Raw genomic sequence first — 19,917 nt, forward strand, 5'->3', positions numbered from 1 at the left:
CGTCAGGCAGCCGGCGGCTCCCAGGTGCTCTCCTCGCGAACCATGTGAACGATGTTCGCGGGGTTGAGGATCCAGCCGCCACGGAAGCTCTCGCCGAGCGGCTCGATCGCGTCGCACCGCCGGATGCCGGACCGCTGCAGGTGATCGGCAGCCTTGTCGAAATCCGGCGTGAAAAGCTCCAGCCAGACTTCGGCCTGGCTCATTCCAGGCGCCTCGTCGATCCAGAGCCGGATCGGCCCGAGCTCGAAGCCGCGCGTGCCGTCATTGCCGATCTCCTTCAGCTTCACGACATCGCGGTAGAAATCCAGCACCTCGGCATATTGATGCGTCGGTACCTTCATGGCGACATCCACGCCTCCATACAAAAGCTCGCTCATGACAGCTTCTCATAATCCGGGGCTTCGGCCGGCACGCCTCGCATCTCGCTGAGGAACATGCCGTCGCGCAGGTTGATACCGTATTCGACGAAGGCCTTCATGCAGCAGAGCATGTTGCTCCAGCCTTCACAGTTGAGATAGGTGCCGCGCCGGCCTGGATCGTCCTCCCGCCAGCCGTTCTCGGAAATCGTCACCATCGTGCCGCCATCGTCGAGCGCATCGAACTTCATTTCGACGGTCGTCTTGTAGCGGACATTGTCGGCATCGGTGCCGCCGTCCCAGCGCAACACGATCAGCTCGTCCTGCACGAGATCGATGACCTCGACGGGCGCATCCTTCCACCAGGTCACCGTCGTACCCTTCACCAGCGGCGCGCTCGCTCCACCAACCGTCGTGAAGTAGCTCGAAAGCTTCTTGGGATTGACGACGGCATCGAACACCTCAGCCGCAGGGCGGCCAACGCGGCCACCGACACGAATTGCGAGGGACATGACACTTACTCCTCTCTCATTGCCAATGGAGTCATTATGTTATAAAAATATAACATGTCAAGCGAATCGCAAAACGACCCGGTTTTCAAGGCCCTTGCCCATCATCGCCGCCGCGAGATCCTGGATCTGCTGAAGGATGGCCCGCGTACGACGGGCATGCTCTGCGAGAGCTTTCCGGAAATGGACCGCTGCACCGTGATGCAGCACCTGAAGGTTCTGGAAGAGGCCGATCTGGTTATGGCCAAGAAAGAAGGCCGCGAGCGCTGGAACCATCTCAATAGCCTGCCGATCAAGCAGATCTACGACCGCTGGATCAGCGCCTATGCTGGCCACTCGCTCTCGATCATCGATCGCCTCAGGACCGATCTCGAGGACTAACGAAAACGGGCGCCGAAGCGCCCGTCTCATCATTCCATTTCTCGCAGATCACGCTGCCTTCCGCAGCGGCTCCGCAACCGGTTGCGCCTCGCGGCGATCGAGAGCGGCGCTCCGCAGCGTCAGGAGCAACGCACCGGCAACCAGGATCGCGCCGACCCACGGCGTTGCCTGCAGGCCAAGGCGAGACTCGACGACCAGACCGCCGATCCAGGCACCAAGGGCGATACCGAGATTGAAGGCCGCGATGTTCATGGCCGAAGCGACGTCGACGGCGGCCGGGCGAACCTGCTTGGCGAGCTGGACGACATAGAGCTGCAGGCCGGGAACATTGGCGAAGGACAGGAAGCCGAGGGCAGCAAGCGTCGGGATCGTCAGCCAGGGCGACACAGCCGTGAAGCTGAAGAGCAGGAGCACGGCAGCCTGCGCCACGAACAGCCAGGTCAGCGCCGCCACCGGATCGCGATTGGCAATCCGGCCGCCGACAATATTGCCGGCCGCGATCGCTAGACCATAGAGCACCAGGATGAGGCTGACGGCGGAGGCCGAGAAGCCCGTGACTTCCTGCAGGATCGAGGCGAGGAAGGTGAAGGCAACGAAGGTGCCGCCATAGCCGAGCGCCGTCATGGCAAAGACGATCAGCAATCTACCACTACCAAGCACGCCGGCCTGTTGGCGCAGCGTCGCCGGTTCGGCCTTGCTGAGCGTTGACGGCAGGAGAACGGCGATCGCGGCAAAGGCGATGATGCCGAGACCGGCGACGGCAGCAAAGGTGGCGCGCCAGCCGAAGGTCTGGCCGATGAAGGTGCCGAGCGGAACGCCCGTGACGATCGCTACCGTCAGGCCCATGAACATCATGGCGATTGCCGATGCACGGCGGTTCTCCGGCACGAGATCGGCAGCGATGGTCGAGCCCACCGAGAAGAACACGCCATGGGCAAAGGCAGAGAGCACGCGGGCGACGAGCAGCGGCGCGTAGCCGGGGCTGAGCGCCGCCAGCGTGTTACCGACGATGAAGAGCGCCATCAGGCCGAGCAGCAGCGGCTTGCGCTCGATACGCCCGGTCAGCGCCGTCAGAATGGGCGCACCGAAGGTCACGCCGAGCGCATAGACGCTGACGATCAAGCCGGCGAGCGGCAGGGTGATGTGAAGGTCCTGCGCAACGGTCGGCAGCAGGCCGACGATCACGAATTCCGTTGTTCCGATCGCATAGGCCGCGACCGTGAGCGCAAAAAGAGCAAGGGGCATGATGAGAGATCCGATAGCTGTGGCGCCCGCATATAACGGGCAGCCTTTCTTGTTCGGATCTCCATATGGATGATGGCAGCGCCCGGCATAATCGGGCGGCAGCGCCCAACACTTGTGAATTCAATTCATCAAACGGCATTAATTCGCAGCTATCAAGAATGCGCAGTTTGTAAGAATCGGAAACACATTGTGACTAAACCGTTGCAAAGGCAGGCATTTTCCGACTTGCGGCGCAGAGATACATAACGGATATTGCATACACTTTCGAGGACCCGTTGATGATCCGAATGATTCAAGACCCTGCGGAATTGGCCGGCGAAGACATCACCGGAAAATATATCCTGCGCAAACTGAACTATCACTGGTTCGCCTATGGCAAGGCGGCGATCGTGACCGAGTGCAAGGGCACCATCCTGCATCTCGACCGCGAAGAGACCGTCTATTCCGAACGCTGGGGCCGCCGCGCCTATACCGGCACCGGAAAGCGCTATCCCGGCGGCATCTGCCCGATCTCGGCCGTTGCCTGCATCTGCGACACCCCGGATGACGTGAATGCCGTCATCCAGCTGGATGTCGATGCCCAGGAAGAGTTCTACCAGCTGATCGCCAAGGCCGAGGCCCGCGTCCAGGCGCTCGCTTCAGCCTCGCAGAACACGGTTTATCTGGCAGCCGCCGAATAGACCGTCAGCCGGCGGAAGCGGTCTCTTCAAGCAGCCACTGGCGGAACAGCGCGACGGAGGATTTCTCCAGCGCTCCCGCCGGGTAAAGCATCGAATAGTTCAACGCCGCCGGCTGTTGCTCGATGAAGCAGCGCTTCAGAGTGCCTGAAGCGAGACCCGCACCGGCAAGCGAACTGCGCACCAGCGCAAAGCCCTCCCCGCGCTCGCATGCCTCCAGCATCTCCTCGAACGTATCGAAGACCTTCGCCTCACGAACCGCTTCAGTGATGTCGTAGCCGGCGAGCTCCGGCGCGTCGGGATCGCCGCCAATCTGCTCGAACCAGAGCTGCCAGTCGAGCACGGTATGGCGCATGCCGCGATAGACAAGCAGCGGCGCCGCGCGGATCGCGCCTCTCTTCGGAAGCCGGGCGGAGACTTCGGGGGCGCAGACCACGAATTCGTCGTCGAGCAGCAACGGCTCTGTCACCACTTCCGGCCCACCGCGGCCAAGCCAGACCGCCAGATCGGCATTGGCAAAATCCGGCCGCTTGTAGCTGACCGCGATCTGCACCTCGATCTTCGGATAGCGGCGGCAGAAGCTCTCGAGCCGCGGCGCCAGCCACTGGCTGGAAAATTCCGGTGTCGTCACAATGGCAAGCGACGGACTGGCACTTGCCGCCCGCGCTTGATGTAAGGACGTCTCAAGGCTCTGCAGCGCCGCAGCAATATCCGGGTGCAGCTTCAACCCCGCCGGAGACAACCGCGCACCGCGCCGTCCGCGCTCGAAAAGCCGCTCGCCGAGCCATCCCTCAAGTTGGGCGATCTGGTGGCTGACCGCGGTTTGCGTCAGCCCCAGCCTTTCAGCCGCCCGCCCGAAGCCGCCGGTTTCGGCGATGGCGCAGAAGGCCTGCAGTCTCGATAGCGGTGGCAGCGGCCGGTTTGACATGAAAATTTCTCATGAAAGATCAGAGCGAGTTTCATTATACGCAGACAGGACGCCTGCATAAACTGGCCTCATGGGAGAAAACCATGACGCTATCGATGAATATTCTGAATGCCTGGATCAAATCCGCCATCGCCGCATGTGCACCCGCAGGCAAACAGGTGCCGGCACCGCAAAAGGCGCTGGGACTGAGCAATCACTTGAAGGAAGACATCGGCATCGGCGATGCCTCGCCACACGCCGGAAAATGAAGTGCGATCCGCGGCAACCGATGGATGTTTACGATCCTGGGTGCCTACAAACGTAGGTGGGCGCCATATGTCCAAGCCCACGGGCCTGGTCAGGGACAGCTCCCTTTGGATCGAGTATGGCCCCAGGGATTGTGGTTCCTGTCGAGAGGCGCAGATCGCAGGCAATATATAAGGACGTTCTGAGGACTGCGCCAGTGGCAGCGCGTGCTGTCCCGGCGAATTAATTCAGCTCGGCCGGTGCCCGGTTGTTGAGCTTTTCGGTGATGATGCGGATGTGGTTCGTCACCTCGCCGAGCGCCTGCGCCAGCGTTTCCTCGGTGCGCGCCGTCGCAGCAACCACGGTGTCGCGATTGCTGCGCAGACCTTCGAGCTCGGCCTCGAGACCCGCCACCCTGCGCGTCAGCTCGGCAATCTCGTCCATCACCATGATACCGGCCATGACCGTGATCCGGAGATCGCCGATTTCGCCGAACTGCCCCTTGAGGTGGCCGACATAGCCGTCGAAGCGGTTGGCGAGATCCGTCAGGTGGCCTTCCTGGCCTTCCTCGCAGGCCATGCGATAGGCCTTGCCGTCGATCGTTACCGTCACCTGCGCCATATCGCTGCTTCCTTTATCGGTCCAGAACCGCGCGGATGGTTTCCATCGCCGTTACCAGACGGCGGGAGACCTCGCGGTTGACCTCTTCCAGGCGGTTCGCACGGAATTCCGCCTGATCCAGCTCCTGCGCCAGCTTCGAACGGTCGGCATGAACCCGGCGCACTTCGCTCTCGATGTCGCCCTGCTCTCGCTGGCGTTCGATGCGCATGTCGACGGCATTCTCCAGGCCGGAGATGGCCTGTTTGAGCTCGCTCAGCGCGGTTTCCATGGCAGTGCCTGTGGGCGTCATGTCTTAAGTCCGGTGTTCCCGCAGAAGACCTGGCGAATCGGCAAAGGGTGCCGGGTCAGTGTTTTCAAGAGGATATGCAGCTAGCCAACTGCCCGTCAATAAACGGGATATGGGGATACACGGCCTATTCTGTGGATGACCGAAATTGAAGCAGTCTTCCCAACGGATTGGTCTTTTGTAAAATTTGATGGTCAAATGTTAAAAATCGTCGCACCTGGCCCGGATTCAGCCCGCAATTTATTGACTTGGCCGTTCCAACTGCTATGTGTCACCCCGCTCTCATCGATGGTCTTCAGAAGGCTCGAGGCCATCCCCCGACACCCGGAACCCGTGGAATAGCCATGACCTCTCCTGAACAACACGACCGGATGGCAAATGCGATCCGCTTCCTCGCCATGGATGCAGTCGAAAAGGCCAATTCCGGCCATCCGGGTATGCCGATGGGCATGGCTGATGTCGCCACTGTCCTCTTCAGCAAGTATCTCCGCTTCGACCCGAAGAAGCCGCATTGGCCGAACCGCGACCGTTTCGTCCTCTCCGCCGGCCACGGCTCGATGCTCCTCTACTCGCTCCTCTATTTGACCGGCTATCCGGACATGTCGATCGAGGACCTGAAGCAGTTCCGCCAGCTCAGCTCCAAGACCGCCGGTCACCCGGAATACGGCCACGCAACCGGCATCGAAACGACCACCGGTCCGCTCGGCCAGGGCATTGCCAACGCCGTCGGCATGGCGATCGCCGAGCGCAAGCTGCGCGAGGAATTCGGTTCCGACCTGCAGGATCACTACACCTACGTCATCAACGGCGACGGCTGCCTGATGGAAGGCATCAGCCATGAGGCGATCGCTCTTGCCGGTCACCTGAAGCTGAACAAGCTGATCCTCTTCTGGGACAACAACTCGATCACCATCGACGGCGCCGTTTCGCTGTCGGACTCGACCGACCAGATCATGCGCTTCAAGGCGGTTCACTGGAACACCATCGAAGTCGACGGTCACGACCAGGCTGCGATCGCCGCTGCGATCGAAGAAGCCCACAAGTCCGACCGCCCGACCTTCATCGCCTGCAAGACCGTCATCGGCTTCGGCGCTCCGAACAAGGCCGGCAGCCACAAGGTTCACGGTTCGCCGCTCGGCGCCGAAGAAATCGCTGCTACCCGCAAGGCACTGAACTGGGAAGCCGAACCCTTCGTCATTCCGTCTGACGTTCTCGACGCATGGCGCACTGCCGGTGCCCGCTCGGTCGATCTGGTCAAGTCCTGGGAAGCTGGCCTCGCTAAGTCGGCCCACAAGGCCGAGTTCAGCCGCCGCTTCGCCGGCGACCTGCCGGAAGGCTTCGACGCTGCGATCAGCGACCTGAAGAAGAAGATCGTTGAGACCAAGCCGACCGTCGCCACCCGCAAGGCTTCCGAGGACGTGCTCGAAGTCATCAACGGCCTGCTGCCGGAAACGCTCGGCGGCTCCGCCGACCTGACGCCTTCGAACAACACCAAGACCAGCCAGATGGTCTCGATCACCCCGACGGATTTCGCCGGCCGCTACATGCACTGGGGCATCCGCGAGCACGGCATGGCCTCTGCCATGAACGGTATCGCCCTGCACGGCGGTCTGATCCCCTACGGCGGCGGCTTCATGATCTTCTCGGACTATTGCCGTCCGCCGATCCGCCTCGCCGCCCTGATGGGCATCCGTGTCGTCCACGTTCTGACGCATGACTCGATCGGCGTCGGCGAAGACGGCCCGACCCATCAGCCGGTCGAACAGGTCCCGAGCCTGCGCGCCGTACCGAACCTGCTGGTCTTCCGTCCGGCAGACGTCACCGAGACGGCGGAAGCCTGGCAGATCGCGCTGAAGACGAAGAACCGCCCGACCGCTCTGGCGCTGACCCGTCAGAACCTGACGACGGTTCGTACCGAATATTCGGAAGAGAACCTGACGACCAAGGGCGCCTACACGCTGGCCGGCAAGGCCGACGCCAAGGTCACGATCTTCGCATCGGGCTCTGAAGTCGAGCTCGCCGTTGCTGCTCGCGCCACGCTGGAAGCCAAGGGCGTATCCGTCCGCGTCGTTTCGGTCCCCTGCACCGAGCTGTTCTTCGAGCAGCCGGACGCATACCGCAAGGAAGTGCTCGGCAACTCGCCGGTCAAGATCGCCGTCGAAGCCGCCGTCCGCGAAGGCTGGGATGCGTTCATCGGTCCGGAAGGCACCTTCGTCGGCATGAAGAGCTTCGGCGCTTCCGGCCCGGCCAAGGACGTCTTCAAGCATTTCGGCATCACGGCCGACGCCGTCGTCGCTGCTGCAGAAGCCAAGCTTTAAGGGGAGCGCGCAAGCGCTCCTCCACCTCATCCGCAAGCCCCATGTCTAGGGAGTGAATGCACATGACTGTAAAGGTTGCCATCAACGGCTTCGGCCGCATCGGCCGCAACGTTCTCCGCGCTATCGTCGAATCCGGCCGCACCGACATCGAAGTCGTCGCGATCAACGACCTCGGCCCGGTCGAGACCAACGCTCACCTGCTGCGCTACGATTCCATCCACGGCAAGTTCCCGGCCGAAGTGAAGGTCGAAGGCGACACCATCACCGTTGGCGGCGGCAAGCCGATCAAGGTGACCGCCGTTCGTGATCCGGCACAGCTGCCGCACAAGGAACTCGGCGTCGACATCGCGATGGAATGCACCGGCATCTTCACCGCCCGCGACAAGGCCGCCGCCCACCTGACGGCCGGCGCCAAGCGCGTCATCGTTTCGGCTCCTGCCGACGGTGCCGACCTGACCGTCGTCTTCGGCGTCAACCACGACCAGCTGACCAAGGAACACCTGGTCATCTCCAACGCTTCCTGCACGACGAACTGCCTCGTGCCGGTCGTGAAGGTTCTCGACGACGCCGTCGGTATCGACCACGGCTTCATGACGACCATCCACTCCTACACGGGTGACCAGCCGACGCTCGACACCATGCACAAGGACCTCTACCGCGCCCGCGCTGCAGCCCTGTCCATGATCCCGACGTCCACGGGCGCTGCCAAGGCCGTCGGCCTCGTCATGCCGCACCTCAAGGGCAAGCTCGACGGCACGTCGATCCGCGTCCCGACCCCGAACGTCTCGGTCGTCGACTTCAAGTTCGTTTCCAAGAAGGCAACGACCGTCGGCGAAATCAACGAAGCCATCAAGGCTGCGTCGAACGGCAAGCTGAAGGGCATCCTCGGCTACACCGACGAGCCGCTGGTTTCCCGCGACTTCAACCATGACAGCCACTCGTCGATCTTCGCGACCGACCAGACCAAGGTCATGGAAGGCAACTTCGTGCGCGTTCTGTCCTGGTACGACAACGAATGGGGCTTCTCGAGCCGCATGTCGGACACCGCAGTCGCCTTCGCCAAGCTCATCTAAGCTTCGCTTTCGCGAAAAGCAGATCGAGAGAACGGCCCGGGAAACCGGGCCGTTCTGTTTTAAATGACGGCCGAAAAGGGGAGAACGGCATCATGGTGGATCTCGGAATTCGAAAAGCACGCGCGGCAGACGCCGAAGAACTCACCGCGCTCCTCAACGAGATCATCGCCGCTGGCGGCACGACCGCCATGGAGGTTGCCCTTTCGCCCGCAGAATTCAGGGAATGGTTCATCGACGGACCATCCGTCTTTGCCTGCCATGTCGCCGAAGCTGACGGCCGCCTTGCCGGTTTCCAGGAGATCAGCCGCTACGGAGACCTCCCCGAGGGATGGGCCGACATCGGCACGTTTTCCCGCATCCGCCCCAAGATCCCCGGCGTCGGCACCGCGCTGTTTGCGGCAACGCTTACGGCAGCCCGGTCGCTCGATATAGAGTTCATCAACGCGACGATCCGCGCCGACAATAGCGGCGGCCTCGCCTATTACGGCAAGATGGGCTTCGAGACCTACAGCACCACGAAGGATGTGCCGCTGCGCGATGGGACGCCAGTCGACCGCATCAACAAGCGCTATCGGGTCGCCTCAGCGTAAGTGCCCGCACTTCTTTGACAAAAACGGCAAGCTTATTTGCTGCTGCCCTGCTCTCGCCCGATTTGCCTATACATTCTTTATAGAGAATCTCTCCCGTAGCATTCAGCGCGGTGATCCGTCCGGTTCATCGTTCAGCAGCATGACGCCGCAGGTAAGCAAGGTTAAGCCGCAAGGCCTACCCTTCCGGCCTGTTTTGCCGTTTACTGGCTGAAGGCAAGCAACGGACGAGGTTTGAGAGATGGCTGCGATTTCCGGGGGCGGATCGCAGCTCGGATGTGAAAGGGGATGGACGTGGAAGCATTCTATATCGTCGTGCTGGTTTCGACGGCGCTGGTGCTTCTTGCGGCCTTCTCAAGCCTGCTCGCCTTCCGTTTCGGCGCACCCCTGCTGCTGCTCTTCCTGGCGATCGGCCTGCTCGCCGGCGTCGATGGCCTCGGCATTGAGTTCAGCAACAACTATCTCGCCTATATCCTCGGCTCCATCGCGCTCGCCGTCATTCTCTTCGATTCCGGGTTCGGCACGCCGATCCAGGCCTTCAAGCTCGCCGCCATCCCGTCGCTGACGCTGGCCTCCGTCGGCGTCCTGATGACCGCCGCACTCGTCGGCTTTGCCGCCACCTGGCTGCTGAACTTCAGCTGGCTGGAAGGCATGCTGCTCGGCTCGATCGTCGCCTCGACCGATGCCGCCGCCGTCTTCTTCCTCTTGCGCATCGGCGGCATCAATATCCGCGACAAGGTACGCTCGACGCTCGAAGTCGAATCCGGCACCAACGACCCGATGGCGATCTTCCTGACCATCGTCCTCGTCGAGCTGCTGGCCAGCGGCGAAGGCTATTCCGGTATCAACCTCTCCATGCTCGCCCTCTTCATCGAGGAAATGGGGCTCGGCGTCATTCTCGGCATGCTCGGCGGCATGATGATCGCCCAGGTGGTGAGCCGCCTCGACACCGACCGTGGCCTCACCCCGATCTTCGTCCTCGGTCTCGCCATGCTGGTCTTTGCCTTCACCGGCGCCGTCGGCGGCAGCGGCTTCCTCGCCGTCTATGTCGCCGGCATCTATGCCGGTAACCGCAAGCTTCCGGGCCTTGCCGCCATCAAGCGCTTTCAGGACGGCATGACCTGGCTGGCGCAGATCATCATGTTCCTGGTGCTCGGCCTGCTGGCCACCCCCTCGCAGTTTCCGGCCATCATCCTGCCTGCAGTGGCGCTCGCACTGTTCCTGATCTTCATCGCCCGCCCGCTGGCGATCTGGCTGTCGCTGCTGCCCTTCGACTACACGCAGCAGGAGATCGGCTTCGTCGCTTGGGTCGGCCTGCGCGGCGCCGTCTCGATCCTGCTCGCCATCATGCCGATCCTCGGCGGCCTGCCGAATGGCCATGTCTATTTCAACGTCGCCTTCATCATCGTGCTCGTCTCGCTGCTCGTGCAGGGCTGGACGATCAAGCCGGTGGCCAAGAAACTCGGTCTCATCATTCCCCCGCGCATGGGCGCCGTCGACAAGGTCGAGATCGACCTTCCAGGCTCTGCAAACCACGAGCTGCTCGCCTACCGCGTCATCAAGGACAGCCCGGTTCTGCGCGGCGAGCGCATCCCGCGCTGGGCAACGCCCTCGCTCGTCATCCGCGACGGCAAGTCGCTGCGCTATCAATATGCGGGGCGCCTGCGCGAGAATGACCTCGTCTATCTCTTCATCGTGCCGAGCTACGCCCGCCTGCTCGACCGTCTCTTCGCCAGCAAGGCGCCGGTCGACGAGGACGATGCCGATTTCTTCGGCGCCTTCGCGCTCTCCCCGGTGCGCCCGGCCGCCGATCTCGACGCCGCCTACGGGCCCGGCCTGTTGAACGAATCCGAGAAGGGTCTGACGATCGCCGAGCTGATGCGGCAGCGTCTCGGCGGCAAGGCGGATTATGCCGATCGCGTCCGTCTCGGCTCGATCATCCTCATCGTTCGCGACCTCGACGACCAGGACCACATCAGCTCGGTCGGCATGTCGCTGGAAGCCGTCGAACCGGCGATCACCCTGCCGATCTTCATCAATATGCGCGATATCATCCAGCGTGTTCGCGACCGGCTGAAGGGCCGTCACATGGCCGTTGCCGCGCATGGCGGATCCACCGCCGACAGCGACGAAAACGCACGCGAAAAGCACGGCTGAACACCTTGCGTCGCGGGGCGACCTTGCTATGGTCGGCCACCTTCCAAGGCACTAACGAACGGATAGTCCCATGCCAGCTTTCAAGACCCTCGACGACCTCAACGGCATTGCCGGCAAGCGCGTCCTCGTCCGCGTCGACCTCAACGTTCCCGTCAAGGACGGCAAGGTCACCGACGCGACCCGTATCGAGCGTGTGGCTCCGACGATCCTCGAACTTTCCGAAAAGGGTGCAAAGGTCATCCTGCTCGCCCATTTCGGCCGGCCGAAGGACGGCCCCTCGGCGGACCTGTCGCTGTCGCTGATCGCCCCTGACGTTTCCAAGGTGCTCGGCAAGCCGGTCGCGACCGCCACCGACTCCATCGGCGATGACGCTGCCGCTGCCGTTGCCAAGATGAAGGATGGCGACATCCTGCTTCTCGAGAACACCCGCTTCTACAAGGGCGAAGAGAAGAACGACGCCGATCACACCAAGGCGCTCGCCGCCAACGGCGACATCTTCGTCAACGACGCCTTCTCGGCCGCCCACCGCGCCCATTCCTCGACCGAGGGCCTCGCCCAGGTTCTGCCCGCCTATGCCGGCCGCACCATGCAGGCCGAGCTGGAAGCGCTTGAAAAGGGCCTCGGCAATCCGGCCCGTCCGGTCGTTGCCATCGTCGGCGGTGCCAAGGTCTCGACCAAGATCGACCTGTTGATGAACCTCGTGAAGAAGGTCGACGCCCTCGTCATCGGCGGCGGCATGGCCAACACCTTCATCGCCGCCCGCGGTACCAATGTCGGCAAGTCGCTCTGCGAACATGATCTCGCCGAGACCGCAAAGCAGATCATGATCGAAGCCGCCGCTGCCGGCTGCGCCATCATCCTGCCTGAGGACGGCGTCGTCGCCCGCGAATTCAAGGCAGGTGCGGCCAACGAGATCGTCGCCATCGACGCGATCCCGGCCGATGCCATGGTTCTCGACGTCGGCCCGAAGTCGGTCGAAGCCGTCAAGTCCTGGATCGAACGCGCCCAGACGCTGGTCTGGAACGGCCCGCTCGGCGCCTTCGAAATCGAGCCCTTCGACAAGGCGACCGTGGCGGCTGCGAAATACGCTGCCGAGCGCACCAAGGCCGGCAAGCTGACCTCCGTTGCCGGCGGTGGCGACACCGTTTCGGCACTGAACCACGCCGGCGTTGCCGACGACTTCAGCTACGTCTCGACGGCAGGCGGCGCCTTCCTTGAATGGATGGAAGGCAAGGTGCTTCCGGGCGTTGCCGTGCTCACCGGCAAGTAATCAGCAAACGCTGATTTGACAATTTTTACATGTGGATAGGACCGCGGAGACACATCGCTTCCGCGGTCTTTTGCTCAGAGCGACTAAAATTGCCCAAACTTTCAAACGATTGAAACGAATTCAATCGTTTCAATGATTTAGCCTTCCATTCTCCCGTCCATAAACATCTGTTATCCGCGAATGACGGCCAGCGAGCCTTGAGGCGCGTAATGCGCAAACTTTGGGGATAGGAGCAGTATGGTAGACGCGAAGATGTTGAATAAGATGAGCTCTGCACCGGGCTTCATTGCAGCGCTGGACCAGAGCGGTGGCTCTACACCCAAGGCATTGCGTCTCTATGGCGTGAATGAATCCGATTACTCCGGCGACGACGAGATGTTTCGCCTTGTGCATGCCATGCGCGTCCGCATCATGAGCGCGCCCAGCTTTTCGGGCGACAAGGTCATCGGCGCGATCCTTTTCGAGCGCACCATGGATGGCGATGTCAACGGCCAGCCGGTTCCGTCCTACCTCTGGGAAAAGCGCGGCGTCGTCCCCTTCCTGAAGGTCGACAAGGGTCTCGAGGCTGAGGCAAACGGCGCTCAGGTGATGAAGCCGATGCCGGATCTCGACGCGCTGCTGATCCGCGCCCGAGAAAAGGGAATATTCGGCACGAAGATGCGCTCGGTCATCGCCCATGCCGACAAGGCAGGCATCGCCGCCGTCGTGAAGCAGCAGTTCGAAGTCGCGCGTCAGATCATCGGCCACGGCCTCGTGCCGATCATCGAGCCGGAAGTCTCGATCGACAGCCCGACGAAGCAGGAAGCAGAAGCCATCCTGCGCGACGAGATCCTCAAGGAACTGGACAAGCTTCCCGCAGGCGACAACGTCATGATCAAGCTGACGATCCCGACGGTTGCCGATTTCTATGCGCCGTTGATCGCCCACAAGTCGGTGATCCGCGTCGTCGCCCTTTCCGGCGGATACAACACCGAGGACGCCTGCGAAAAGCTCAGCCATAACCATGGCATGATCGCGAGCTTCTCGCGCGCACTGGCGGAAAATCTGCGCGTTTCGATGAGCGACGCGGAATTCGACGCAAGCCTGACCGCAACGATCGCCCAGATCTATGCGGCAAGCGTCGACAAGTCTCCGGCGCGCGAGAGCGCCCTCGTCTGACCAGCAATGGGCGGCCCAGGCCGCCCATTTTTCTTTGTCACGGCGACAAGTTTGCCCCTTCTGTCACAGGCGCTCCCGGCTAAACATCTGGGAAAGCCGAACAGGAGCCAGCCGTGCCCAATCTCTCCTACACCACGCTCGACGTCTTCACCTCCACCCGTTTCGAAGGCAATCCGCTCGCCGTCATCACCGGTGCCGAAGCGCTCGATACCGGCACGATGCAGAAGATCGCCGCAGAGTTCGGCTATTCCGAAATCACCTTCGTCCTGCCGCCGAAAGATCCGGCCAACACCGCGCATGTCCGCATCTTCACGCCGACCATGGAAGTGCCCTTCGCCGGCCACCCGAATGTCGGCACGGCCTATTTCATCGGGCAGCAGAGCGAGATCTTCGGCAAGCCCGTCGGCGATCGCCTGCGCTTCGAGGAGGCCGCGGGGATCGTCGAAGTCGATCTGCGCCGCAGCAACGGGCAGGTGACCGCCGCGACCATCCGCGCACCGAAGCCGCTGCAGACGGGCGCAACGATCCCGCAAGCCGATATCGCCCGCTGCATCGCCATCCGGCCGGACCAGATCGCCACCGCGCTCCACCGCCCGCTCTTCGTCTCCGTCGGCCTGGAATTTGCCGTTGCCGAGCTCGACAGCCTGGAGGCGCTTGCCGCGGCGGTGCCGAACCCTGCCCTGTTCCGTGAAGCCGCAGGCAACCGCAGCGAAAACAATCACGACTTCTCGCTGTTCCTCTATGTGCGGTCTCAAGAGAATCCCTGGCACCTTCGGGCGCGCATGTTTGCGCCGCTCGACAACGTCGCCGAAGACCCGGCGACCGGCAGCGCCTCGGCTGCCCTCTCGGCCTATCTGGCTTCCCGCGCGCCCGGAACCGACGGCCAGCAACGCGTCACCATAGAACAGGGTGTCGAGATGGGCCGCCGCAGCATCATCGAGGTTGATGTGACGAAAAACGGCGACACGGTCACCGATGTCCGGATCTCCGGCAGCTGTGTGTTCGTCATGCGCGGCGAGATCCTCGCCTAGCCGACGAACTCGCGGGCAATCAGCGCCACCGACCAGATCGCGAAAGCGACCAGCGCAATCTTCCAAAAATCCATCCGGCGTCGCAAACCGGGCAGCCCCAGCGGCTTGATGATGTGTATGACCATGGCCAGGATGAGCAGCAATGCGAGCAGCTTGGTCATGGTTTTATTTTTCCAACATTATCAGAATGTCACAGGACGGACATTATTCCGCGCGAACACAAGATTTCTTCATGCCGTAACGGCATTCCGGGGCACAATCAACACCATAGGGGCTAGGCGGGACAGCGTCTCGTCTTATGTCTTTTCAACACAGAACTCTTCGAGAGTGGGGATATGAGAAGAAATCTGCTGTCCGTCGCCGCGCTGCTTTTCGGAACGCTTTTCCTCTTCATGGGCAACGGCCTGCAGGGCATCCTGCTTCCCGTCCGCGGCAATCTCGAGGGCTATGCCACAACCACGCTCGGCCTGCTCGGCACATCCTGGGCCGCGGGCTTCGTCGTCGGCTGCCTCGTAGCGCCGAACCTGGTGCGCCGTGTCGGCCATGTGCGCGCCTTCTCCGGCTTCATCTCGATCATCGCCATCTCCGCCTTGTTCAGCGGCATCATCATCGATCCGTTCTGGTGGATCGCACTGCGTGCCGTCACCGGCTTCTCCACCGCCGGCACCTCGATGATCATCGAAAGCTGGCTGAACGAGCGGGCGACCAATGAGAGCCGCGGCGCGATCTTCTCGCTCTATATCGCCATCACGCTCTTCGGCGTTGTCGGCGGCCAGATGATGATTCCGCTCGAAGATGTGCGCACGCCCATCCTCTTCATGATCTGCGGCGTCTTCTATTGCGTCGCCATGCTGCCTACCACGCTCTCGACGGCAGCCTCGCCGCAGCCGCTGAAGGCGGTCAGGCTCGACCTGCCGGCGCTCTACCGCAATTCGCCCGTTTCCTGCCTCGGCATCCTGCTCGTCGGCATCGCCAACGGCGCCTATGGTACGCTCGGCGCCGTCTTCGGCGCCGGCGCCGGCCTTTCCGATACCAGCATCGCCATCATGATGAGCGCCACCATCTTCGCCGGTGCCGTCATGCAGTTTCCGGCCGGACGCCTCTCCGACCGTATCGACCGCCGCTATGTGCTGGCCGCCATGTCGGCGCTTGCCGCCCTCGCCGGCATCCTCATCGTCGTCTTCAGTCCGTCGGATCCCTTCTGGGTGATCGGCCTCGTCGTTTTCTACGGCGCGGTCGCCAACACGCTCTATCCGATCGCCGTCGCCCATGCGAACGACTTCGCCTCCTCCGAGGATTTCGTAAAGGTCTCGGGCGGTCTGCTGCTGCTCTACGGCATCGGCACGGTAATCGGCCCGACCATCGGCGGCCCGGTCATGTCCGTCGTCAGCCCGCACGCGCTGTTCCTGGTGACCGCCATCGCGCATATCCTGATCGCCGCCTATGCGATCATCCGCAGCCGCCTGCGCGCCGCCATTCATCCAAGCGAACGCGACGCCTATACGACGATCCCGACGGCAACCTCGCCGATGATCACGCCCGAGAGCATGACCCTTGCCGACCGCGGTTCCAGCAAGGCTCCCGAAAGCGGCGATCCTGCTGTAAAGTACGGCTGAAAAGCCAACGCAGGAGGATTGCCCCATGAGCTTCTTTGACGAGGAACGGCCACAGAAGAAGACAGCGCACGAGATCGGCCAGGATCTGTCGCTGCTGTCCGTCGGCGAACTCAAGGAGCGCGTCGAGCTCCTGAAAAGCGAGATCGCGAGACTCGAAGCCGAGTCGGCGAAGAAGGCTTCCGGGCGCGCTGCGGCCGAAGGCCTGTTCCGCTCGTAAAAGCCCGAAAAAAGTCACAGGCAAGCGCAAAACGCGCCGCGGCAAGTCTCAATCAAGAACAGTATTAACATACAATTAAGCTTTACGAGCTATTACTTAACGCATCCAGATTTCGTCTGGATCTCAGACAGTTTTCCATGCGGTGAATTGGTCTGATTTTTCTCCCTGTTTTATCTTGAGAGCCGCTTTTGCGGCTCTTCTTTTTGCCTGCGCGGCCGTTCACCACGAATCTGTGGAAGTTAACCCTTTCTTAAGAAACGCCTTGCGCATTTAGGGTAATGATACCATCTTAAAGACATAAAGACCCGCCGCTGAAACTTTTACTTCCGGCTGGCGTTACCTGACCATATGTAGACGCGTGCAACAGGGACCATTGGAATGTCGGAACTTGGTTTGAATACGATCAGCTTCGCAGGACGCGCCGCAGCATCGTCGCAGTTCAAGACGCTTTATGCAGAAGGCATGTCGCTGGTCGAAGAAACCGCAGCCTACCTCGATGGTAACGGCCGCGCCGCTTCGAAGGTCCTGCCCCGTATGGCATCCGTCCTCTACGCAGCAGAATCCATGCGCCTCACCACCCGCCTGATGCAAATGGCATCCTGGCTGCTCCTGCAGCGCGCCGTCAACAACGGCGAGATGTCCCGCGATCAGGTTCTCGCTGAAAAGAACAAGGTTCGCCTCGACGGCTTCAACGTCGACCGCAACGCTCCGGGCTGGGGCGATCTGCCGGAATCCTTCCGCGATCTCGTCGAGCGCTCGCTGCGCCTGCAGAACCGCATCGCCCTGCTCGACCGCGAAATCTACCGTCCGTCGGAAGCACCGATCGTGCACGACAACCAGAACAGCGTCCAGGCACAGCTCAGCCTGCTGCAGACGGCGTTCGGCAACAACTAAGTTTCTACTGCCATACTTTAAAGACCGGCCGGCTGTGTTCCCTGCACAGTCGGCCTTTTCATTTCCGGCCGGAATCCAGTATCCGGACAATAAAAAAGCCCGGTCGAAACCGGGCTCTTTTCAAATTCCGTAGTACCGCAGAAGCGATTAGAGGCCGAGGCCACCGAAGCGCTTGTTGAACTTGGAAACGCGGCCACCGCGGTCCATGAGCTGCTGGTTGCCGCCCGTCCATGCCGGATGGGACTTGGAGTCGATTTCGAGGTTCATGACAGCGCCTTCCGAACCCCAGGTCGAGCGGGTTTCGTATTCGGTGCCATCAGTCATCACAACCTTGATGGTGTGGTAGTCGGGATGGATATCAGCCTTCATAACAATCTTCCTGCGATGCCAGGGTCCAATTTGACGCATGTCATTGCGGCAAGAGAACCGATTGAATAAATGAAGCCGCAGTCTCGAAGGCCACGGCTTCCCATTCGGATGCGGTGCCTATACATGAAGGCCATCCGGATAACAAGTGCCAACAAGCTGGTGATCAACGGTTTGAAGGCGATTGGAGATGATTTGACAGACGCAGTGCAGGGCGGGGAAAAGAAGTCGCGGTCGCTGAAGCCTCTCGGACGGTTGACGCCTTACATCATGCGCTATCGCGGCATGGTCGCCGGAGCTCTCGTCGCGCTCGCACTGCGCCGCCGTCACCTCTCTTGCCCTGCCGCTCGCCGTCCGCCGGATGATCGATCACGGCTTCACCCAGCCTGACGGCACCTTCATCAACAGCTACTTCGCCATGCTGATGGGCATGGCCGTCGTGCTCGCGATCGCCAGCGCGCTGCGCTACTATTTCGTCATCACGCTCGGCGAGCGCATTGTCTCGGATCTGCGCCAGGATGTGTTCGCGCATGTCACCCGCCTCTCCCCCTCCTTCTTCGACGTCAACCAGTCCGGCGAGATCGTCTCGCGGCTGACGGCCGATACGACGCAGATCAAGTCCGCCGTCGGCGCGACCGCCTCGGTGGCGCTGCGCAACCTGATCCTCTGTTTCGGCGCCATGGGCATGATGGTCGTGACATCGCCGAAGCTCGCAAGCCTGGCGCTCGGCGCCATTCCGCTGATCGTCTTCCCGCTCGTCGCCTTCGGCCGCTCGGTGCGCAAACGCTCGCGCGCCGCGCAGGACACGCTGGCGCAAGCCCTCCGCCTTCGCCAACGAGACGATTGCCGCCACCCGCACCGTACAGGCCTTCAACGGCGAGGATGCCGCTTCCGGCCGTTATGCTTCCGCCGTCGAATCCGCCTATCAGGCCGCGCGTTCCGCCATCCGTTCGCGGGCGCTCCTGACCGGTATCGCCATCACCCTGATCTTCGGCAGCGTCGTGGCCGTTCTCTGGGTCGGCGCCCATAACGTTCTGACTGGCACGCTGTCTGCCGGCACGCTCGGCCAGTTCCTGCTCTATTCGGTGATTGCCGCCGGCTCGCTCGGCGCGCTCTCGGAAGTCTGGGGCGAGCTCTCGCAGGCCGCCGGCGCCGCCGACCGGCTGACCGAGCTGCTGGACGAAGTCTCCCCTATCTCAGCCCCGGCCAAGCCCGAAACGCTGCCGAAGCCCGCCCGTGGCAGGGTCGAATTTACCGATGTCCATTTCGCCTATCCCTCGCGGCCGGACAAGTCCGCCCTGCACGGCCTGACCTTCAATGTCGTGCCCGGTGAAACCGTAGCGATCGTCGGTCCGTCAGGCGCCGGCAAGAGCACGGTCTTCTCGCTGCTGCTGCGCTTCTACGATCCGCAACTCGGCGGCATCAGCGTCGATGGTCTCGATGCCCGCAGCGTCTCGCCTGACGATCTGCGCGAGCGCATGGCGATCGTGCCGCAAGACGTGACGATCTTTGCCGCCTCGATCCACGACAACATCGCCTTCGGCCGCCCCGGCGCCAGCCGCGAAGAGGTGCGCGCCGCCGCAATCGCCGCGCAGGCCGACGAGTTCATCGCCCGTCTTTCGAATGGTTACGATACCGAGGTCGGCGAACGCGGCATCACGCTTTCAGGCGGCCAGCGCCAGCGCATCGCCATTGCCCGCGCCATCCTGAAGAATGCCCCGATCCTGCTCCTCGACGAAGCGACATCGGCTCTCGATGCCGAAAGCGAAACGCTGGTCCAGAAGGCTCTCGACGGCCTGATGCAGGGCCGCACGACGCTGGTCATCGCCCACCGCCTCGCAACCGTCCTCAAGGCCGACCGCATCCTCGTCATGGACCAGGGCCGCGTCGTCGAGGAAGGCACCCACCAAACCCTCATCCGCCACGGCGGCATCTACGCCAAGCTTGCCAAGCTGCAATTCGATGCAGGGGCTGAAGAGTTTCTGGCGGCGGTGAAGTAAGC

21 protein-coding genes, 1 other RNA gene and 1 pseudogene are annotated in these 19,917 nt (G+C 62.1%); 14 read left to right on the forward strand and 9 right to left on the reverse strand.

The genetic code is table 11. From position 1 onward, the window contains the following. Positions 1 to 2: 2 nt before the first annotated feature. Both ABIE40_RS15815 and ABIE40_RS15820 read right to left on the reverse strand, forming a co-directional pair. Positions 3 to 377 (reverse strand): VOC family protein, encoded by a 375-nt coding sequence (locus tag ABIE40_RS15815; RefSeq protein WP_112719861.1) that lies wholly within the window; start codon positions 375 to 377, stop codon positions 3 to 5. After that, entirely contained in the window at positions 374 to 868 is a 495-nt protein-coding gene (locus ABIE40_RS15820; protein WP_199629053.1) for an SRPBCC domain-containing protein, read from the reverse strand. The genes ABIE40_RS15815 and ABIE40_RS15820 overlap by 4 nt, the downstream gene beginning before the upstream one ends. A gap of 54 nt (positions 869 to 922) precedes the next feature. On the opposite strand from ABIE40_RS15820, the gene ABIE40_RS15825 reads away from it, so the two are divergent. Then, the gene (locus ABIE40_RS15825) at positions 923 to 1,246 is read left to right on the forward strand and encodes an ArsR/SmtB family transcription factor (protein ID WP_130282013.1); all 324 of its coding nucleotides are present in this window, start codon (positions 923 to 925) and stop codon (positions 1,244 to 1,246) included. Between the two features lie 48 nt (positions 1,247 to 1,294). On the opposite strand, the gene ABIE40_RS15830 is transcribed toward ABIE40_RS15825, so the two are convergent. Then, positions 1,295 to 2,491, reverse strand: a complete 1,197-nt coding sequence (locus tag ABIE40_RS15830) for an MFS transporter (RefSeq protein WP_130282015.1) — start codon at positions 2,489 to 2,491, stop codon at positions 1,295 to 1,297. A 278-nt stretch (positions 2,492 to 2,769) separates the two neighbouring features. Here ABIE40_RS15830 and ABIE40_RS15835 point away from each other — a divergent pair, with 278 nt between their 5' ends. Next, positions 2,770 to 3,171 carry a hypothetical protein gene (locus tag ABIE40_RS15835; protein ID WP_112719865.1) on the forward strand — a complete coding sequence of 134 codons (402 nt, stop codon included), beginning with the start codon at positions 2,770 to 2,772 and terminating at the stop codon, positions 3,169 to 3,171. A gap of 4 nt (positions 3,172 to 3,175) precedes the next feature. Here the strand turns inward: ABIE40_RS15835 and ABIE40_RS15840 are convergent, their stop codons facing one another. Beyond that, a complete protein-coding gene (locus ABIE40_RS15840; protein WP_199629052.1) occupies positions 3,176 to 4,096 on the reverse strand; it encodes a LysR family transcriptional regulator in 921 nt (306 codons plus the stop codon). Positions 4,097 to 4,107: 11 nt separating this feature from the next. Here ABIE40_RS15840 and ABIE40_RS15845 point away from each other — a divergent pair, with 11 nt between their 5' ends. Further along, positions 4,108 to 4,344 carry a hypothetical protein gene (locus ABIE40_RS15845; RefSeq protein WP_199629051.1) on the forward strand — a complete coding sequence of 79 codons (237 nt, stop codon included), beginning with the start codon at positions 4,108 to 4,110 and terminating at the stop codon, positions 4,342 to 4,344. Position 4,345: 1 nt separating this feature from the next. On the opposite strand, the gene ssrS is transcribed toward ABIE40_RS15845, so the two are convergent. The 3 genes from ssrS to ABIE40_RS15860 all read right to left on the reverse strand — a co-directional run bounded on the left by ssrS (position 4,346) and on the right by ABIE40_RS15860 (position 5,231). Beyond that, positions 4,346 to 4,504, reverse strand: a non-coding RNA gene (ssrS, locus tag ABIE40_RS15850) — 6S RNA. A 60-nt stretch (positions 4,505 to 4,564) separates the two neighbouring features. Beyond that, on the reverse strand, positions 4,565 to 4,942 hold the full coding sequence (locus ABIE40_RS15855; RefSeq protein WP_112719867.1) for a cell division protein ZapA: 378 nt from the start codon (positions 4,940 to 4,942) through the stop codon (positions 4,565 to 4,567). A gap of 13 nt (positions 4,943 to 4,955) precedes the next feature. Beyond that, a complete protein-coding gene (locus tag ABIE40_RS15860) occupies positions 4,956 to 5,231 on the reverse strand; it encodes a DUF4164 domain-containing protein (protein ID WP_112719868.1) in 276 nt (91 codons plus the stop codon). 341 nt (positions 5,232 to 5,572) lie between these two features. Between ABIE40_RS15860 and tkt the strand changes: the two genes are divergently transcribed. From tkt to ABIE40_RS15895, 7 genes are all read left to right on the forward strand, one after another. Continuing rightward, a complete protein-coding gene (gene tkt, locus ABIE40_RS15865) occupies positions 5,573 to 7,546 on the forward strand; it encodes a transketolase (protein WP_199629050.1) in 1,974 nt (657 codons plus the stop codon). 62 nt (positions 7,547 to 7,608) lie between these two features. Continuing rightward, on the forward strand, positions 7,609 to 8,619 hold the full coding sequence (gene gap, locus ABIE40_RS15870; protein WP_112719870.1) for a type I glyceraldehyde-3-phosphate dehydrogenase: 1,011 nt from the start codon (positions 7,609 to 7,611) through the stop codon (positions 8,617 to 8,619). A 92-nt stretch (positions 8,620 to 8,711) separates the two neighbouring features. Continuing rightward, a complete protein-coding gene (locus ABIE40_RS15875) occupies positions 8,712 to 9,209 on the forward strand; it encodes a GNAT family N-acetyltransferase (RefSeq protein ID WP_199629049.1) in 498 nt (165 codons plus the stop codon). A 285-nt stretch (positions 9,210 to 9,494) separates the two neighbouring features. Next, complete coding sequence (locus ABIE40_RS15880) at positions 9,495 to 11,363, forward strand: potassium/proton antiporter (RefSeq protein ID WP_199629048.1); 1,869 nt, start codon at positions 9,495 to 9,497, stop codon at positions 11,361 to 11,363. Between the two features lie 70 nt (positions 11,364 to 11,433). Continuing rightward, complete coding sequence (locus tag ABIE40_RS15885; protein WP_112719872.1) at positions 11,434 to 12,633, forward strand: phosphoglycerate kinase; 1,200 nt, start codon at positions 11,434 to 11,436, stop codon at positions 12,631 to 12,633. Between the two features lie 237 nt (positions 12,634 to 12,870). Continuing rightward, a complete protein-coding gene (locus tag ABIE40_RS15890; protein WP_199629047.1) occupies positions 12,871 to 13,791 on the forward strand; it encodes a fructose bisphosphate aldolase in 921 nt (306 codons plus the stop codon). A 113-nt stretch (positions 13,792 to 13,904) separates the two neighbouring features. Continuing rightward, positions 13,905 to 14,822, forward strand: coding sequence for a PhzF family phenazine biosynthesis protein (locus ABIE40_RS15895; protein WP_199629046.1), 918 nt, complete (start codon positions 13,905 to 13,907; stop codon positions 14,820 to 14,822). Here the strand turns inward: ABIE40_RS15895 and ABIE40_RS15900 are convergent. After that, complete coding sequence (locus tag ABIE40_RS15900; protein ID WP_199629045.1) at positions 14,819 to 14,983, reverse strand: hypothetical protein; 165 nt, start codon at positions 14,981 to 14,983, stop codon at positions 14,819 to 14,821. The two genes, ABIE40_RS15895 and ABIE40_RS15900, sit on opposite strands and share 4 nt — an antisense overlap. Positions 14,984 to 15,157: 174 nt before the next feature. On the opposite strand from ABIE40_RS15900, the gene ABIE40_RS15905 reads away from it, so the two are divergent. From ABIE40_RS15905 to rcdA, 3 genes are all read left to right on the forward strand, one after another. After that, a complete protein-coding gene (locus tag ABIE40_RS15905; protein WP_199629044.1) occupies positions 15,158 to 16,438 on the forward strand; it encodes an MFS transporter in 1,281 nt (426 codons plus the stop codon). Between the two features lie 25 nt (positions 16,439 to 16,463). Continuing rightward, on the forward strand, positions 16,464 to 16,655 hold the full coding sequence (locus ABIE40_RS15910) for a DUF1192 domain-containing protein (RefSeq protein WP_112719876.1): 192 nt from the start codon (positions 16,464 to 16,466) through the stop codon (positions 16,653 to 16,655). 378 nt (positions 16,656 to 17,033) lie between these two features. Further along, positions 17,034 to 17,549 carry a protease adaptor protein RcdA gene (gene rcdA, locus ABIE40_RS15915; RefSeq protein ID WP_112719877.1) on the forward strand — a complete coding sequence of 172 codons (516 nt, stop codon included), beginning with the start codon at positions 17,034 to 17,036 and terminating at the stop codon, positions 17,547 to 17,549. Positions 17,550 to 17,696: 147 nt separating this feature from the next. Here the strand turns inward: rcdA and rpmE are convergent, their stop codons facing one another. Next, positions 17,697 to 17,918 (reverse strand): 50S ribosomal protein L31, encoded by a 222-nt coding sequence (gene rpmE / locus ABIE40_RS15920; protein ID WP_007527409.1) that lies wholly within the window; start codon positions 17,916 to 17,918, stop codon positions 17,697 to 17,699. A gap of 267 nt (positions 17,919 to 18,185) precedes the next feature. Here rpmE and ABIE40_RS15925 point away from each other — a divergent pair. Continuing rightward, positions 18,186 to 19,915, forward strand: a pseudogene (locus ABIE40_RS15925) (ABC transporter transmembrane domain-containing protein). The last annotated feature ends 2 nt before the right edge of the window (positions 19,916 to 19,917 follow it).

Source organism: Rhizobium sp. OAE497 (assembly GCF_040546565.1).
Lineage (GTDB): Bacteria > Pseudomonadota > Alphaproteobacteria > Rhizobiales > Rhizobiaceae > Rhizobium.